Origin of the sequence: Massilia aquatica, from assembly GCF_011682045.1 — a bacterium.
In the GTDB taxonomy this organism is placed as follows: domain Bacteria; phylum Pseudomonadota; class Gammaproteobacteria; order Burkholderiales; family Burkholderiaceae_D; genus Telluria_A; species Telluria_A aquatica.
The window spans coordinates 15,501-31,198 of the sequence record NZ_VVIW01000012.1 but is presented as its reverse complement, the minus strand read 5'-3'; the positions used below and the strand labels follow the sequence as shown (position 1 = coordinate 31,198).

At 64.1% G+C, this 15,698-nt stretch carries 16 protein-coding genes; 8 read left to right on the top strand and 8 right to left on the bottom strand.

The genetic code is table 11. The features are described from left to right. Positions 1-6: 6 nt before the first annotated feature. On the top strand, positions 7-750 hold the full coding sequence (locus F1609_RS19605) for a UCP032817 domain-containing protein (protein WP_167078269.1): 744 nt from the start codon (positions 7-9) through the stop codon (positions 748-750). 141 nt (positions 751-891) lie between these two features. After that, positions 892-2,673 carry a DUF4214 domain-containing protein gene (locus F1609_RS19600; RefSeq protein WP_187363069.1) on the top strand — a complete coding sequence of 594 codons (1,782 nt, stop codon included), beginning with the start codon at positions 892-894 and terminating at the stop codon, positions 2,671-2,673. Positions 2,674-2,708: 35 nt separating this feature from the next. Here F1609_RS19600 and F1609_RS19595 read toward each other — a convergent pair whose 3' ends face one another. The 4 genes from F1609_RS19595 to F1609_RS19580 are packed head-to-tail and all read right to left on the bottom strand — an operon-like array spanning position 2,709 to position 6,530. After that, the gene (locus tag F1609_RS19595) at positions 2,709-3,560 is read right to left on the bottom strand and encodes a sulfurtransferase (protein ID WP_167078265.1); all 852 of its coding nucleotides are present in this window, start codon (positions 3,558-3,560) and stop codon (positions 2,709-2,711) included. An 8-nt stretch (positions 3,561-3,568) separates the two neighbouring features. Further along, the gene (locus F1609_RS19590; protein ID WP_229421954.1) at positions 3,569-4,495 is read right to left on the bottom strand and encodes a DMT family transporter; all 927 of its coding nucleotides are present in this window, start codon (positions 4,493-4,495) and stop codon (positions 3,569-3,571) included. Positions 4,496-4,512: 17 nt separating this feature from the next. Beyond that, complete coding sequence (locus F1609_RS35380; RefSeq protein WP_167078263.1) at positions 4,513-5,418, bottom strand: DMT family transporter; 906 nt, start codon at positions 5,416-5,418, stop codon at positions 4,513-4,515. An 11-nt stretch (positions 5,419-5,429) separates the two neighbouring features. Next, complete coding sequence (locus tag F1609_RS19580; protein ID WP_167078261.1) at positions 5,430-6,530, bottom strand: aromatic ring-hydroxylating oxygenase subunit alpha; 1,101 nt, start codon at positions 6,528-6,530, stop codon at positions 5,430-5,432. Positions 6,531-6,844: 314 nt separating this feature from the next. Between F1609_RS19580 and F1609_RS19575 the strand changes: the two genes are divergently transcribed. The 3 genes from F1609_RS19575 to dxs are packed head-to-tail and all read left to right on the top strand — an operon-like array spanning position 6,845 to position 9,861. Beyond that, on the top strand, positions 6,845-7,105 hold the full coding sequence (locus F1609_RS19575) for an exodeoxyribonuclease VII small subunit (RefSeq protein WP_167078259.1): 261 nt from the start codon (positions 6,845-6,847) through the stop codon (positions 7,103-7,105). Continuing rightward, on the top strand, positions 7,102-7,992 hold the full coding sequence (locus F1609_RS19570; protein ID WP_167078257.1) for a polyprenyl synthetase family protein: 891 nt from the start codon (positions 7,102-7,104) through the stop codon (positions 7,990-7,992). Before F1609_RS19575 ends, F1609_RS19570 begins: the two co-directional genes overlap by 4 nt. Further along, positions 7,993-9,861, top strand: a complete 1,869-nt coding sequence (gene dxs, locus F1609_RS19565) for a 1-deoxy-D-xylulose-5-phosphate synthase (protein ID WP_167078256.1) — start codon at positions 7,993-7,995, stop codon at positions 9,859-9,861. It abuts the gene before it with no gap. A gap of 253 nt (positions 9,862-10,114) precedes the next feature. On the opposite strand, the gene F1609_RS19560 is transcribed toward dxs, so the two are convergent. Continuing rightward, a complete protein-coding gene (locus tag F1609_RS19560) occupies positions 10,115-10,714 on the bottom strand; it encodes a TetR/AcrR family transcriptional regulator (RefSeq protein WP_167078254.1) in 600 nt (199 codons plus the stop codon). 130 nt (positions 10,715-10,844) lie between these two features. Here F1609_RS19560 and F1609_RS19555 point away from each other — a divergent pair, with 130 nt between their 5' ends. From F1609_RS19555 to F1609_RS19545, 3 genes are read left to right on the top strand one after another with little or no spacing between them, the layout of a single operon-like run. Beyond that, positions 10,845-11,900: a sugar phosphate isomerase/epimerase family protein gene (locus tag F1609_RS19555; protein ID WP_167078252.1), complete on the top strand. Its 1,056-nt coding sequence runs from the start codon at positions 10,845-10,847 to the stop codon at positions 11,898-11,900. A gap of 21 nt (positions 11,901-11,921) precedes the next feature. Next, positions 11,922-12,806, top strand: coding sequence for an alpha/beta fold hydrolase (locus tag F1609_RS19550; protein ID WP_167078250.1), 885 nt, complete (start codon positions 11,922-11,924; stop codon positions 12,804-12,806). Continuing rightward, positions 12,803-13,738, top strand: coding sequence for an alpha/beta hydrolase (locus tag F1609_RS19545; protein WP_167078248.1), 936 nt, complete (start codon positions 12,803-12,805; stop codon positions 13,736-13,738). The genes F1609_RS19550 and F1609_RS19545 overlap by 4 nt, the downstream gene beginning before the upstream one ends. Positions 13,739-13,784: 46 nt before the next feature. On the opposite strand, the gene F1609_RS19540 is transcribed toward F1609_RS19545, so the two are convergent. From F1609_RS19540 to F1609_RS19530, 3 genes are read right to left on the bottom strand one after another with little or no spacing between them, the layout of a single operon-like run. Beyond that, complete coding sequence (locus F1609_RS19540; RefSeq protein ID WP_167078246.1) at positions 13,785-14,708, bottom strand: hypothetical protein; 924 nt, start codon at positions 14,706-14,708, stop codon at positions 13,785-13,787. After that, the gene (locus tag F1609_RS19535) at positions 14,709-15,071 is read right to left on the bottom strand and encodes a YfeK family protein (protein WP_167078244.1); all 363 of its coding nucleotides are present in this window, start codon (positions 15,069-15,071) and stop codon (positions 14,709-14,711) included. A gap of 5 nt (positions 15,072-15,076) precedes the next feature. After that, the gene (locus tag F1609_RS19530; RefSeq protein ID WP_167078242.1) at positions 15,077-15,631 is read right to left on the bottom strand and encodes a cob(I)yrinic acid a,c-diamide adenosyltransferase; all 555 of its coding nucleotides are present in this window, start codon (positions 15,629-15,631) and stop codon (positions 15,077-15,079) included. Between the last annotated feature and the right edge of the window lie 67 nt (positions 15,632-15,698).

Sequence of the window (15,698 nt, the reverse complement as noted above, 5' to 3'; positions counted from 1 at the left end):
GAGAACATGCTCAGTACCGTTACCAGCCACATCAACACCTTCCGCGCCGCCCGTCTTACGCAACAGTCGCCGTACCGGGCCGAACTGGCCGACCTCCCCGCCACGCTGTACCCCTTCTGGCAGCGCACCGCGCAACACGAATTCAAAGGCATCCCCCAGGATGCCTTTTTTTTCGCCCGCGCCGCCGAAGGGCTGATGGCGTTTTTCGATTGCGTGCGCCAGGCGGAGCTGCCGTGCGGCCTGCCCTCGATGGCGGCCGACTCAGTGTGGCACGCCTGGATGCGCCTCTCGCCGACCGGTTTGAACGCCTTTTGCCGCAAGCACTTCGGGCGCGTGATCCCGCACGTGGAAGCACCCGAGATGAACGGCGGCATGGGGCGCGCACTGGCGCTCTGCCTGGTGCGCGCGCGCCGCATCGAGCGCATGCCGGCGGCCGGGCCCAACCTGCCGCGCCTGTTCGCGCTGGACCGCATGCTGGCCATGCCGGGCGGCTGCGGCTACCTGCTGTTCAACGGCGAGGTGGCCTCGGTCGCCCTCGACGCGCGCGGGCGCGCGGCGGCCGTGCCGGCCTATGCGGAGAGCTTGCGGCCAGCGCAGTTGCTGGCGGCCGGCCTGGTCACCGAAGAGGAATACCGGCGCCATGCGCGCCCGCGCCGCCCGCCCGGGGATAGCGGCACCAGCGACCGGCATGCGGTCTGCGGCAGCGGCGCGTACGAGGGGGGAGGCGACGCCGGCTGCGGTAGCGATTAGCAGGCTTGTCCCAAGTGGAATGCAACGAATAATCATTTACAAAAAGAAATATTCAATACATACTATGATTCACTCAATCTTTCTTATTTGATCATGTCCATCTACGTTCGTTTCCCCGTTGAATCCGATTACAACTTCCGCTTGCCCGCAACCAGCCGCGCAGCGGCGGACGCCAAGGCGCTCAATGATTTCAAGCCGTATGTGGATAGCGTGGAGCACGCGCCGGGTTATGTCCAGAAATGGGATCAAAGCACCATCAAGACGGGCGGCGTGTATGCCATCGACGTGGTCGCGGGAAGCCTGTATCAATTCAGCAATAGCGCATATTACGCCCCGACGCTGACGATCTACGATGCCGACGGCTTCATCATTGAAAGTTCCACCGGGAATTCGAAGTACAGCGTCAACTCGATCAATACCGGCTTTCTGGCCCAGGAAACCGGCCGCATTTACGTTGGCGCGACCGCGCAGCAATCGGTCAGCTTCACGAATGCGTCGCTCACGGTGCTGGTCGATTACGATGCGCATGGCACGCCGGGCAATGACGCGGTCCTGATCGACACCTTCGATGGGTATCGGGCCGGCTATCTGGGCGGCGACGGCAATGATGTGATCAAATCGACCTACAAATGGAGCGCCACCTTGCTGGGCGGCGGCGGTAACGACGTGATCATCATCTCCCCGCAATTGGAGACGGTCGACGGTGGAACCGGCATCGACACCATCGAGTACACCTCGTCGGACAAATACTATTACGCTACCCCTCAGGACAGGACGTCGTCGTCCGCCCCGGCGGACTGGGGCAGTTTCAGCGTCTATGGCTCCCCCAAATTCTATGGTATCGAATACGTCAAGATCTCGGGCACGCTCTACAGCATCGCCGATCTGCAAGCCTACAAGCCGTTCATGACCGACACCGTCAACGATGACAACCTGCGCGGCGATAACAGCGCCAACGACATCCTGGCCGACCTGGGCAACGACCAGCTCAACGGTTTCAAGGGCAACGACAAACTCAGCGCCGGGCGCGGTAACGATTTCCTGTTCGGCGGCCAGGGCGATGATGTCTTGCTGGGCGGCGAAGGCCAGGACACCGGCTTGTATGAAAACAAGGCCAGCGACTTCACGATCATGGTGGGCCGCAACGACTATTACGTGATCGACAAAAAAGGCGATGCCGGCACCGATTTGCTCAACAGCGTCGAACGCCTCGCATTTACCGACCGCACGATCGATATGAACTACGTCAAGCTGGCGCAATCGCTGTACTTCAGCTATTTCGGGCGCGCTGCCGACAGTGGCGGCTTGCTCAATTTCGCCAAGCAGCTGGACATCCTGAAAGCCCCGGCCAGCGCCAACGAGCTGACCGCCGCCTACACCGGCAACGCCGGCCTGCGCGGCCTGATCGATTCGTTCGGCACCAGCGACGAATCGAAAGCCATGTACGGCGGCGACACCACGGCGTTCGTCAAAGCGATCTACAACAATGTGCTGGGCCGTAGCCCGGATCAGGGCGGGCTGGAGTTCTGGTCCAAAGCGATCGATGCCGGCACGCTGACCCGGCCCAACGCTTCGCTGGCGATCATGGCTGGCGCGCAGACCAACACCACCGCCGAAGGGCAGATCGACGCCGCCCTGGTGGCCAACCGGGTCAGCGCCGCGACCAACTTCACCTTCGCGCTGGAGACGGCATCGAAGAGCGGCATCTACGCCGGCGACGCCGCCGCCGCCCTGGTCAAGACCATGCTCTCCTCGGTCACCGCCAACACCGATGTGATGGCATTCCAGTCGAAGGTCGACGCCGTCATCGTCGCCATGTCGTCGCTGCCGGTCAAGGCGGCCGAACCGGTGTTCGCGCCGGAGAGCGTGGACCAGGCGCCGCTGATGCTGGTCGGCCTGCCGGAAGCCCCGTTCGGCATGTAAGAACAACAGGGCCGGCGCTGCGCCGGCCCTGCCAGTTACGCCCCGGTCGCCACCGGGCGCGCCGGATCGGCGCACCACTCGCTCCACGAACCCGGATACAGCGCGGCGCCCGGCAAGCCCGCCACTTCCAGCGCCAGCAGGTTGTGGCACGCGGTCACGCCGGAGCCGCACTGCATGATGGCATCGTGCGGATTGCCCACCAGCGGCGCCAGTTCGGTCTTCAATCGGGCCGCATCCTTGAAGCGTCCGTCCGGCCCCAGGTTATCCTTGAAGAAGCGATTCTTCGCCCCGGGAATATGCCCGCCCACCGGATCGATGGTTTCGTTCTCGCCGCGGAAGCGGTCGGGGGCGCGCGCGTCGAGCACCACACGCTTGCCGCCATCGAGATTATCGAGCACGTCGGCCGCCGACACGGTGGTCACCAGCGGCGCGCGTTCGGTGAGGCTGCCGCTTTTTGGCGCCGCGGCCCCGGTCGACAGCGCCAGGCCCGCCGCCTGCCAGGCCGCCAGGCCGCCATCGAGCACCGCCACCGCCGGATGGCCGACCCAGCGCAGCATCCACCACAGGCGCGCCGCGAACATGCCGCCGTGCGCGTCGTAGGCGATGACCTGGGTCTCGTCGTCGATGCCCCAGCTGCGCAGGGTGGCGACCAGGTCGGCCCGCACCGGCAGCGGATGGCGCCCGCGAAACGCGCCGTCCGCGCCGCGCCTGGCGCCCGACAGCTCGTTCTCGATATCGGCGAACAGCGCGTGCGGCAGGTGGCCGGCGGCGTAGGCCTCGCGCCCGGCGGACAGGTTCATCAGGTCATGGCGGCAGTCGACCATCACCCACGATGGGTTGTCGATATGGCCGGCCAGGTCGGCTGCGGAAATCAGTGTCGTGTACATGGGCGTCCTTAAAGTTCGCTTGCGATGGGATCGGTCTTGCTGACGGCGGCGCCGCGTGGCGTGCTTTGGGTATTGTAAAACGTCGCGGCGATGCCCGACACAAGAATCACCGCCATCCCCAGCCACACGGTCCAGGTGAAGCGGTCGCCCCACAGCAGCATGCCCCACAGGCTGGAAAACACGATGCCGGTGTACTGCAGGTTGGCCACCACCAGCACCTTGCCGATGCGGTAGGCGCGCGTCATGGCGATCTGCGCGAACAGGGCCGACACGCCAATGGCCAGCAGCAGGCCGGCGCTGTGCAGGCTATGCGCCGTGAATAGCGGCACGCCGGCGGCGCGTCCTTCGAGCAGGGTGCCCACCAGGCCGGCGGAAGCTGTCATGGCCGAAAAATAGAACACCACGCGGAACTCGGGCTCGCCCAATTGGCCCAGGCGCCGCACCTGCATGTAGGCCATGGCCGACATCACGCTCGACATCAGGCCGACCGCGCCGCCCAGCCACTGGTTACTGGCGATCGCCGGTTGCAGCACCAGGGTCACGCCGACAAAACTCATGATCACGGCGACGATCAGCGGCCACTCCACATGGTCCCTGGCGTGCCACCAGCCGGCGCAGAACAGGAACGCGGCGATCCAGATCGGCGCCATGTAGTTGAGGGTGACGGCGGTGGCCAGCGGCAGTTTGCCGATCGCGAAAAACCACATCCACAGCGACACCACGCCGACAAAGCTGCGCCACAGATGGTCCTTGAAGAACATGGTGCGCAGGCTCAGGCCCTGGTGCTTGACCATGATGAGCAGCATGACGGTGCCGATCAAGCCACGGTACATGACGATTTCGGAGGTTGAATATGTGCCTGAGGCCAGTTTCACGGCCGCGCCCATGGCGGCGAAGGCGAAGCTGGCAAATAACATCCACAGTGCTGCTGCCATGGTTTCCTTGGTTGTACTTAGTTATTGGCGCGGGCCGCCGCGGCGCGCTTTTCGGTGACGGTGTTATAAAACGTGGCGGCCACGCTGGAGGCGAGGATCAGTACCATGCCAAGCCAGACATGCCAGTCGAACAGGTCGTGCCAGATCAGGATGCCCCAGACGCTGGAAAACACGATGCCGGTGTACTGCAGGTTGGCCACCACCAGCACCTTGCCGGTGCGCCAGGCGCGTGTGAGCGCCATCTGGGCGAACACGCCCGAGGCCCCGATAAACAGCAGCAGGGCCGCGCCGCGCGCCGAGTGCGCATGCCACGCCGCGCCGTCGGGCGAGCCGCCCGGCAGCAGGCTGCCCGCGATGCCCGCCGCGATATTGACCGCCAAAAAGTAGAACACCACCCGGTATTCCGGTTCGCCCGCGCGGCTCAGGCGCCGCACCATGGTGTAGGCGATGGCGGCCAGCACGCCCGACAACAGCGCCATGAGCGCGCCGAACCACTGCTGCGCCTCGAAGGCCGGACGCAACGCCAGCATGACGCCGCCGAAGCTGACGCAAATGGCCGCGACCAGGGGTGGGGCGATGCGCTCCTTGCCCTTCCACCAGGCGAAGCCGATCATCGCCACCGCGGTCCAGATGGGGGACATGTAATTGAGGGTCACGGCGGTGGCCAGCGGCAGCTTGGTGGCCGCGTAAAACCACATCCACAGCGACACCACGCCGATCGCGCCGCGCCACAGATGGCCGGTCAGGTGTTCGGTGCGCAGCTTGCCGCCCTGGTGGCGGATGAACAGGAACAGGAGGATGATGCCGACCAGGCCCCGGTAGAACACGATTTCGGCCACCGAATACTCGTTTGAAGCGAGTTTGACGGCCGCGCCCATGAGCGAGAACAGGAAGCTCGCCAGCAGGATCCAGAGCGCGGCCACGAATCGGCGCCCTACAGCGCCAGGTTACTGCGGTACCACTCGTGGAAGTGCTGCATGCCGTCTTCCATCGGTGACTGGTAGGGACCGACTTCGTTGACTCCGCGCGCCAGCAGGATGCGGCGCCCGGCGTCCATGCGCATGGCGATTTCGTCGTCTTCCACGCAGGTCTCGAAGTACGCCGCGCGTTCGGCCTCGATGAAGTCGCGCTCGAACAGCACGATCTCTTCGGGGTAGTAGAACTCGACCACGTTGCGCGTCTTTTGCGGGCCGTCCGGCCACAGGGTCGAGACGATCAGCACGTGCGGATACCACTCGACCATGATGTTCGGGTACAGGGTGAACCAGATCGCGCCTTTTTCGGGCGGCACGCCGCCACGGAACTTGAGCACCTGCTCCTGCCAGCGCTGGTAGATGGGCGAACCGGCCTTGCCCAGGCCGCGGTTCACGCCGACCGTCTGCACGCTGTAATCGCGCCCGAACTCCCAGCGCAGGTCGTCGCAGCTGACAAAGCCGCCCAAACCCGCGTGAAACGGCTCGACGTGGTAATCCTCCAGGTAGACTTCGATGAAGGTCTTCCAGTTGTAATTACAGCTCTGCACCTCGACGTGATCGAACATATAGCCCGAAAAATCGAAATCCTTCGTCACCGACAGGTCCTTGAGCTTGTCCAGCACGTTGTAGCCGTTCTGTTCGAACAGCAGCCCGTTCCACTCCTGCAGCGGCGTCTTGGACAGATTCAGGCACGGCGTTTCCGGGAAGTGCGGCGCACCGATCAGCTCACCCTTGAGGTCGTAGGTCCAGCGATGCAGCGGGCAGACGATATTGTTCGCGTTGCCGCGTCCATTGAACATCAGCGCCTGGCGATGGCGGCACACGTTGGACAGGACCTCGATCCCGTTACCGTTGCGCACCAGCATGCGGCCCTCATTCTCGGACGCGAGCGTGGCAAAGTCGCCCGTTTCGGGCACCATCAGCGTATGGCCGACATAGCGCGGGCCATGCTGGAACAACTGCTGCATTTCGCGCTGTAACAGCGCTTCATCAAAGTAAGCATCTACCGGAAGCTGCGCGCATGAGCGCGCCAGCTTGGCGTGGGTAGCCAGATCGGACATCCCAACCCCCCTTTTATATGTGCACCGAGTAAAGAAGAGAAAGAATCCAAAGACCAGTATTTTGGAGTGCGGAATACGGTATTTCGGACAGAACCGGCGATTATAGCGCGGAACAGGCCCTACCGTCTCGGTCCGGCACGGGAATGTGGTGTGGACGGAGGTAAATGTTGAAGGAAAAACATGGTTTTCATCGATACAGCCTCAATACGATAAAATGCCAAATCGCCACCTGTTGGGATGGATTGTTCTAGAATAAGCGATTAGACTGGCGCGCCGCGCACAAGTTGCATGCTGCGGACTCACATAAAGTAACTATGGCAAAGAAATTATTAGTGGAACCCGCAGCGGCGCCTGAATCGTTCGAACAGGCCATGGCCGAACTGGCCCAGCTGGTGAGCCAGATGGAAGCCGGCCAGTTGCCGCTGGAGGCCTCGGTCGCGGCGTACGCGCGCGGCTCGGAGCTGGTGCGCTACTGCGCCGCCCAGCTCGAAAAAGTCGAGTCCCAGGTCAAGGTGCTCGAAGGCGACATGCTCAAACCCTTCGCGGCCGATGGCGCCGGCGAGGGGATGCAATGAGCGCCCCGTTCGACGAGTGGATGAAAACCGTGCAGGCGCGCGCCGAAGAAGCGCTGGACGCCTTGCTGCCGGGGGCCGGCGTGGTGCCGCACAAGCTGCACGAAGCGATGCGCTACACGGTGCTCGGCGGCGGCAAGCGGGTCCGCCCGCTGCTGGTGTATGCGGCCGGCGCGCTGTTCGGCGCCGATGCGCACGCGCTGGCGCGCGCCGCCGCCGCGGTCGAAATGATCCACGCCTACTCGCTGGTGCACGACGACATGCCCTGCATGGACGACGACGCCCTGCGCCGGGGCAAACCGACCGTGCACGTGGCCTACGACGAAGCGACCGCGCTGCTGGTCGGCGACGCGCTGCAATCGCAGGCGTTCCTGGTGCTGGCCGAAGGCCAGGAGATTCCCGCGGCGCGCCAGGTGGCGATGCTGCGCCTGCTCGCGCACGCGGCCGGGTCGGGCGGCATGTGCGGCGGCCAGGCGATTGACCTGGACAGCGTCGGCATCAGCCTCACATTGGAACAGCTCGAGCAGATGCACCAGCTCAAAACCGGCGCCCTGCTGCGCGCCTCGGTGGTGCTGGGCGCGCTGGCCGGCGCCGATGTCGGCCCGGACCAGATGAAGGCCCTGGACGCCTACGCCAAAGCCATCGGGCTGGCCTTCCAGGTGGTTGACGACGTGCTCGATGCGACCGCCGATTCGGCCACCCTCGGCAAGACCGCGGGCAAGGACGCGGCGGCCAACAAGCCGACCTACGTATCGATTTTGGGCCTGGAGCCATCCAGGGTCTTGGCAGGAAAATTGCGGAACGACGCGCATGACGCGCTCGCGCCGTTTGGTGAAAAAGCAGATCGGCTGCGCCAGTTGGCGGACCTGATCGTGCAGCGGAAAGCGTAAATGAACTTGCTAGAGACAATCAACGAACCGGCCGAACTGCGCAAGCTGGCGCGCGCACAACTGACGCCCCTGGCGCACGAGTTGCGCCACTTCCTGCTCGATTCCGTGTCCAAGACCGGCGGCCACCTCTCGTCCAACCTGGGCACGGTGGAGCTGACGATTGCGCTGCACTACGTGTTCAACACGCCGCATGACCGCATCGTGTGGGACGTGGGCCACCAGACCTACTCGCACAAGATTCTCACCGGCCGCCGTGACCAGATGCACAGCCTGCGCCAGTTGAACGGCATTTCGGGCTTTCCGCGCCGCGACGAAAGCGAATACGACACCTTCGGCACGGCCCACTCGTCGACCTCGATTTCGGCCGCGCTGGGCATGGCGCAGGCGGCCAAGATCAAGGGCGAACAGCGGCACGCGATCGCCGTCATCGGCGACGGCTCCATGACCGCCGGGATGGCCTTCGAGGCGCTCAACAACGCCGGCGTACAGGAAGACATCAACCTGCTGGTGGTCTTGAACGACAACGACATGTCGATCTCGCCGCCGGTTGGCGCCCTGAATCGCTACCTGGCGCGCCTGATGTCGGGCCAGTTCTACGCGGCCGCCAAGAACGTCGGCAAGTCGGTGCTGCCCGGTCCCGTGCTGGAACTGGCCAAGCGCTTCGAAGAACACGCCAAGGGCATGGTGGTGCCGGCCACGATGTTCGAAGAATTCGGCTTTAACTACATCGGCCCGATCGACGGCCACGACCTCGATTCGCTGATCCCGACCCTGGAAAACATCAAGAAGCTCAAGGGGCCGCAATTCCTGCACGTGGTAACCAAAAAAGGGCAGGGCTACAAGCTGGCCGAAGCCGACCCGGTGCTGTACCACGGGCCGGGCAAGTTCAATCCGACCGAAGGCATCTTGCCCGCCAAGGCCGGCAAGACCACCTACACGGAAGTGTTCGGCAACTGGCTGTGCGACATGGCCGCCGCCGACAAACGCCTGGTCGGCATCACGCCGGCCATGCGCGAAGGCTCGGGCATGGTGCGCTTCGAAGAGCAGTTCCCGGACCGCTATTTCGACGTCGGCATCGCCGAGCAGCACTCGGTGACCTTTGCCGGCGGGCTGGCGACCGAGGGCTTGAAACCGGTGGTGGCGATTTACTCCACCTTCCTGCAGCGCGCCTACGACCAGCTGATCCACGACGTGGCGCTGCAAAACCTGGACGTGCTGTTCGCGCTCGACCGCGCCGGCCTGGTGGGGGCCGATGGCGCCACCCACGCCGGCAACTACGACGTATCGTACCTGCGCTGCATTCCGAACATGGTGGTCATGGCCGCCTCGGACGAAAACGAATGCCGCCAGATGCTCAGCACTGGCTACCAGTACAACGGTCCGGCGGCGGTGCGTTATCCGCGCGGCGCCGGCATCGGCGCGGTGATCGAGAAGGAATTGACGACGCTCCCGATCGGCAAGGGCGAAATCAAGCGCCAGGGCGCCAGTGTGGCGATCATGGCCTTCGGCTCGATGGTGGCGCGCAGCGTGGTGGCGGGCGAGGAGTTGAACGCGACGGTGGCCAATATGCGCTTCATCAAGCCGCTCGACGTGGAACTGGTCAAGCAGCTGGCGCAGGACCACGACTACCTGGTGACGGTGGAAGAGGGCGCGGTCATGGGCGGCGCCGGTTCGGCGGTGGCCGAAGCGCTGGCCGAGCTGGGTATCCAGAAGCCGCTGCTGATCCTCGGCTTGCCCGACAAGTTCATCGACCATGGCGATCCGGCAGCGTTGCTGGCCAGTGTGGGACTTGACGCCAAGGGCATCGCCGCCTCGATCCGCCAGCGCTTCGGTGCAGTCGAACCGCGGCTGGTGGTCAACAACATCTAAGTAAGTGTGCAGAAATTATTGTCATTTATAGCGAACAGAAGCGGATGCCTGGCAAGGCGCACGCCGCGACGCAGTGCGAGCACTGCTAGCGGTGGGCAACGCAGCAAGGCGCCGCTTATGGAAGCTGGAAATGACAAGAATTTATGGGCACTTACTTAAGTATTGTCCTGCGACCCGGCGCTCCTTTCATCGCGCTGAACGCTCCGTTCTTCCTGACCGCGCTCGCAGTGGAGTGGTACACCGGTCCGACAGCCTAATCGGCCAGCGCTTCGTCCAGCGCCCGCATCGCCGGGGCAATCATGGCCAGCAGCCGCGCGCTGCCGATGCCATCACGGGCCTGCACCGAGATGCCATGCAGCAGGACGGCGTAACAATCGCCCAGCGCGGCGACGTCGGCGTCCGCCTTCAGCTCCCCCTCCTGCGCGGCACGGCGCAGCCGCTCGATGATGGAATCGGTGCGCGCCCGTCGATGCCCGGCCAGCCAGGCGTTAATGGCATCGTTCCCGCTGCTGTAATTGGTCGCCGCCGACACCACCATGCAACCTTGCGGCGCGCCCGCACGGGTGTACGCCAGCACCGCGTCGCGCAGCATGGCCTCGATGGCGGCGCGTGCAGGCGCTGGCCGTGCCAGGGCGCGCTCCGCAAACCCGCCTTCATCGGCCTCGTACAGCGCAATCGCTTCGCGAAACAGGTTTTCCTTGGACCCGAAGGCGGCATAAATCCTGGCTGACGCAATGCCCATCACCTGGACCAGGTCTGCCATCGACACACCCTCGTAACCACGCTCCCAAAACGCATCCCTGGCTTTGACCAGTGCCAGATCGCGGTCGAATTCCCTCGGCCTTCCCGCCATGTACTGCTCCCGCCTGATTCGTTAGCCGGCCAGTATACCGCCTCGCCGTGCGCGCTTGGCGTAAAAATCCTCTTGACCGAAACGCCGTCATGTCCTATTCTTTTTCAATCGACAAAGAATAGGAAAACCGATGAAAACCATTCAAGGCCCAAGTATCCACCTGGCCCAGTTCAGCGACGTGGCCGCGCCTTTCAACGACCTGCCTTCGATTGCCGCCTGGGCGGCGCAATTGGGCTACAAGGCGGTACAACTGCCGGCCTGGGACGAACGCTTGTTCGATGTGAAACTGGCGGCCGAAAGCCAGGCCTACTGCGACCAGGTGCGCGGCACGCTGGCCGAGCACGGCCTCGTGATCAGCGAACTGACCACGCACATCTTCGGCCAACTGCTGGCGGTGCATCCGGCCTACGACGTACTGTGCGACGGTTTTGCGCCGCCGCAGGTGCGCGGCAATCCGGCGGCGCGCACCGCATGGGCGCGCGAACGCCTGCTGCTGGCCGCACGTGCCTCGCGCCGTCTCGGCCTCACCGAGATGGGCACCTTTTCCGGTGCCCTGGCCTGGCCGTATCTGTTCCCTTTTCCTCAACGTCCGCCCGGGCTGATCGAAACCGCGTTCGACGAACTGGCACGCCGCTGGCTGCCGATTCTCGATGCCTGCGACGAGAACGGCGTGAACCTGTGCTACGAAATCCATCCGAGCGAAGACCTGCACGACGGCGTCACCTTCGAGATGTTCCACGAGCGCGTCGGTGGCCACCAGCGCTGCGCGATCCTGTTCGACCCCAGTCACTTCGTGCTGCAGCAGTTGAACTACCTGGACTACCTGGATATCTACAAAGACCACATTCGCATGTTTCACGTCAAGGATGCCGAGTTCAACCCGAGCGGGCGCCAGGGCATCTACGGCGGTTATCAATCCTGGGAAAACCGCGCCGGCCGATTCCGTTCGCTGGGCGACGGCCAGGTCGACTTCAAGGCGATTTTCTCGAAGCTGACGCAATACGACTACGCCGGCTGGGCCACCGTGGAATGGGAATGCTGCCTGAAGCACCCCGACCAGGGCGCGCGCGAAGGCGTCGACTTCGTCAATCGCCACATCATCGAGGTCACCGACAAGGTGTTCGACGACTTCGCCGGCGTGCCGGTCGACGCGGCGCAACTGAAACAACTGCTTGGCATCGCTTAATACATAAAGTAAGGAAAAACAATGACGACTCCCACCCACCACGCCAGCGCTGCGGACATGGACCACACTTACCTCCAGGTAGACGGGCAGCGCCTGCACCTGGTCAGTGCCGGCGCCGGCAAGCCGGTGCTGCTCATTCCCGGCTGGCCGCAGACCTGGTACGCATGGCGTCATGTGATGACGGCGCTGGCGCAAGCAGGTTTCCAGGCGATTGCCGTCGATCCCCCGGGGACCGGCCTGTCCGACCGTCCAGCGGATGGCTACGACACCGGTTCGGTCGCGCGCATCCTGCATCAATGCATGCAGCAGTTGGGCCACGCGCGTTATGACGTGGTCGGCCACGACATCGGCATGTGGGTTGCGTATGCGCTGGCAAGCGACTATCCGGCCGCGGTGGCGAAGCTGGCGGTAACGGAAGCGGTGATCCCGGGCCTGGCAGCGGCGCCGCCGATCTTCGTGGCACCGGCCGACAACCGGTTCTTGTGGCACTTCATGTTCAATCAGGTGCTCGACCTGCCGGAGTTTCTGATCGCCGGTAAGGAGCGCGAGTACATTCGCTTCATGTTCGACAAATGGTCGTACCGGCGCGAGCGGGTCGCGGTCGAGGTCTACGCCGATGCCTACGCCAGCCCGGGCGCCATGCGCGCCGGCTTTGCCTATTACCGCGCGATTCCCGAGACGATTCGCCAGAACACGCTGCGCGCGACAAAAACACTGGCCATGCCTGTGCTGGCAATCGGCGCCGAACACGCCACCAAAAACGCGCCGCAGGATACGATGCGCGATCATGCTCCCGATCTGCGCGGCGCCGTGCTTGCCGACTGCGGCCACTTTGTGATGGAAGAAAACCCCGAGCAGTTCCTGCTCCATCTGCTGCCGTTCCTTGCAGAGGGGGCGCCGCGATGAGCCTCGATCCGAACATCGCCGCCTACCTGGCGCAGGCTGGCGCCGCTGTCGCACCCGATTCCTTGGCCGGCATCCGTGCCGCGACCGATGCTAACCTGCGCCGCTTGCACTGGGCGCCGGAGCCGGTGGCGTCGGTGGCCGACTACGAGATTCCGGGCGCCGCCGGCAGCCCGATCGCGCTGCGGGTCTACCTGCCGGTCAATGCGCCAGCAAGCGGCGCGCGCCCGGCCATTGTGTTCGCCCATGGCGGCGGCTGGTGCCTGTGTTCCGTGGACCTGTACGACAATCCGTGCCGCGCCCTGGCCAATGCGACCGGCTGCATGGTGCTGTCGGTGGACTACCGCCTGGCGCCTGAACATCCGTTCCCGACGCCGCTGGAAGACGTTTATGCGGCGCTCGTGTGGACGACGGAGCATGCCGTCATACTCGGGATCGATCCCGCGCGCATCGCTGTCGGCGGCGATAGCGCGGGAGCGAACCTGGCCGCTGGGGCCGCGCTTCTGGCGCGCGAGCGCAGCGGCCCGGCGATTGCGCACCAGTTGCTCATGTATCCGGCACTGGACGACCGGTTGTCGAGCGCATCCTGCGCCGAATTCGCCGAGGGCTACTCGCTGACGCTCGAAACCATGCGCTTTTGCTGGTCAACCTATCTGGGCGATGCTGGCGGTGCGGACCCGGACTACGCGGCGCCGCTGCGCGCGCAATCGCTGCATGGGCTGCCCCCGGCCACGGTTATGGCGTGCGAATTCGATCCCTTGCGCGATGAGGCAGTAGCGTATGCGCAGCGATTGCGGGACGCATCGGTCGAGGCCTCGTGTATCACGCTCGAGGGCATGATCCATGGTTGCATGCACATGCTCGGGCTGACGCCGGCGGCGCGCCAGTTGTTCGATGCGGCGGCCGCCGGTTTGCGCCAGGCGCTGCGGTTATAGCTAGCGCTTGTCGCGAACTTCATTTCATGATGGCGCCGCCAGGTGTTTAGAGATCGTGCAGGCCGACCATGTAAGGCACTGCTTCCATCTCCAGATAATCGACCTGCGCGATCGATGCGAGCCAGTCGTCCAGTTGCAGCGCCAGCACTGGCCGCAATGCTTCCTTGAACGCGCTGCGGTTTTCTTCGCTGATGAATGCAGGAGCCAGTTTGCCGTCAATCAGCATCGAATCGGTCCATCCCGCGTCCGGCGGCTGGTTTTTCAGGTCGGAGGGGAAGGCGCTGCCGTCATCCCATAACGCCTGCGTTGCGCCCAGCCACACCAGTATCTGCGCGCGCCAGTGCGGATCGCCGATGGCGAAGACTGACCCGAGCCACTCCTTGATGTGTTGCGGATGAAGGTACTTCAGGCAGAAGAACAGCGACACCGACAGGTCGCCGCCGACGTTCCACCAGCCCCACGCTTCCGAAGGCCCGGCGGGAGGGCCGTTCAAGACATGATCGAGGATCAGCCGGCCGTCACGCCAGCGCGAAGGCCCCATGATGACCTGTCCCAGCGTCTGCAAGGCGTTGGTGTAATCGGTGTCGTCGTCGCGCTGCGGATGCTGGATGAAAAAACCTGTCGTCAGCAGTTCGATGAGATGACGTTGCGACGGCGCCTGCTTCAGCGCGACCAGCCGGTGCAGCAGGTAAGCGAACCAGTCATCCCATTCATCCATGTGGCCGAAGTTGCGCGTGCCGCTGGCGATCTCCGACAATACGTTGTCGAGCTGTTCGTCGGACAGCTCGTCGACCGGCACGGTGCCCAAATAATCGAACATCGCCCGGTCGTCACCCATGAACCACGCTTCGCCCATGACTTTTGCGGGTTTGCGCGCCGTTGTCGCCATGCGCGCAAGCGCTTCCGGGTCGGGCCCGATGCCTGGTTGCCAGCGGATCCAGGCCGCAGGCGCCCGCTGACGCTTGCCCACTTACTTGCGCTGGCGCGCCAGTTCGGCTTTGAGCCAGGCGGCGCTGGTCACCGCCGGCGTGCCGGGGCAGCGAATCTGATACGGGTCGCCGCTCATGCTGCTGGTCGAGGCGCCGCGTTCGATGAAGCTTTCGGTGCTGGTCACAAGCTTTTTCTTCTCCAGATAGTCGTACTTCTTTTGCAGGTGGGCGCGCGCCTCTTTTGCGTCGTGCCAGCTGCCGTTGCGGTTGAACTGGCACTGCGACTTTTCGACGGCGTCGAGCAGGCGCGTCACTTCAGTGCGGGTGACGTCGGGCGCCGCTGCAAACGCGCTGCCGGCGCTTAACAGTGCCGCTGCCAGCGTGGCAATCAGTGTTCTTTTCATGGCGATTATCCGCGCTTGCGCTCATGCTGCCACAGCACGTCGCTGCCGCCGGCAAAGCGGTTCAACACGCGCGAGAGCACGAACATCAGGTCCGACAGGCGGTTCACGTACTGGCGCGGATGATCGTTGATGGTCTCGGTTTTGCCCAGCGTGACGATGCTGCGCTCGGCGCGCCGGCACACCGTGCGGCACACGTGCGCAATCGAGGCCGCGCGCGAGCCGGCCGGCAGGATGAAGTCCTTCAGCGGCGGCAGGTCGGCATTGTATTTTTCGAGCAGATCGTCCAGCCGCGCCACATGCTCGTCGGTGATCAGGGTGTAACCGGGGATGCAGATCTCGCCGCCCAGGTCGAACAGGTCGTGCTGGATCGAGACCAGCTCTTCGCGCAGCTCGGCCGGCATGTCTTCGCACAGCAGCAGGCCGACGAAGGAATTGAGTTCGTCCACTTCGCCCAGGGTGTGTACGCGCACGCTGTCTTTTTCGGTGCGGCTGCCGTCACCGAGGCCGGTGGTGCCGTTGTCGCCGGTGCGGGTGGCGATTTTAGAAAGTCGGTTGCCCATGATTGTTTTCCCGTAGCTGAATCATAATGAGCCAGCATACGACAAAAGCGGCGTTTACGCATACAAT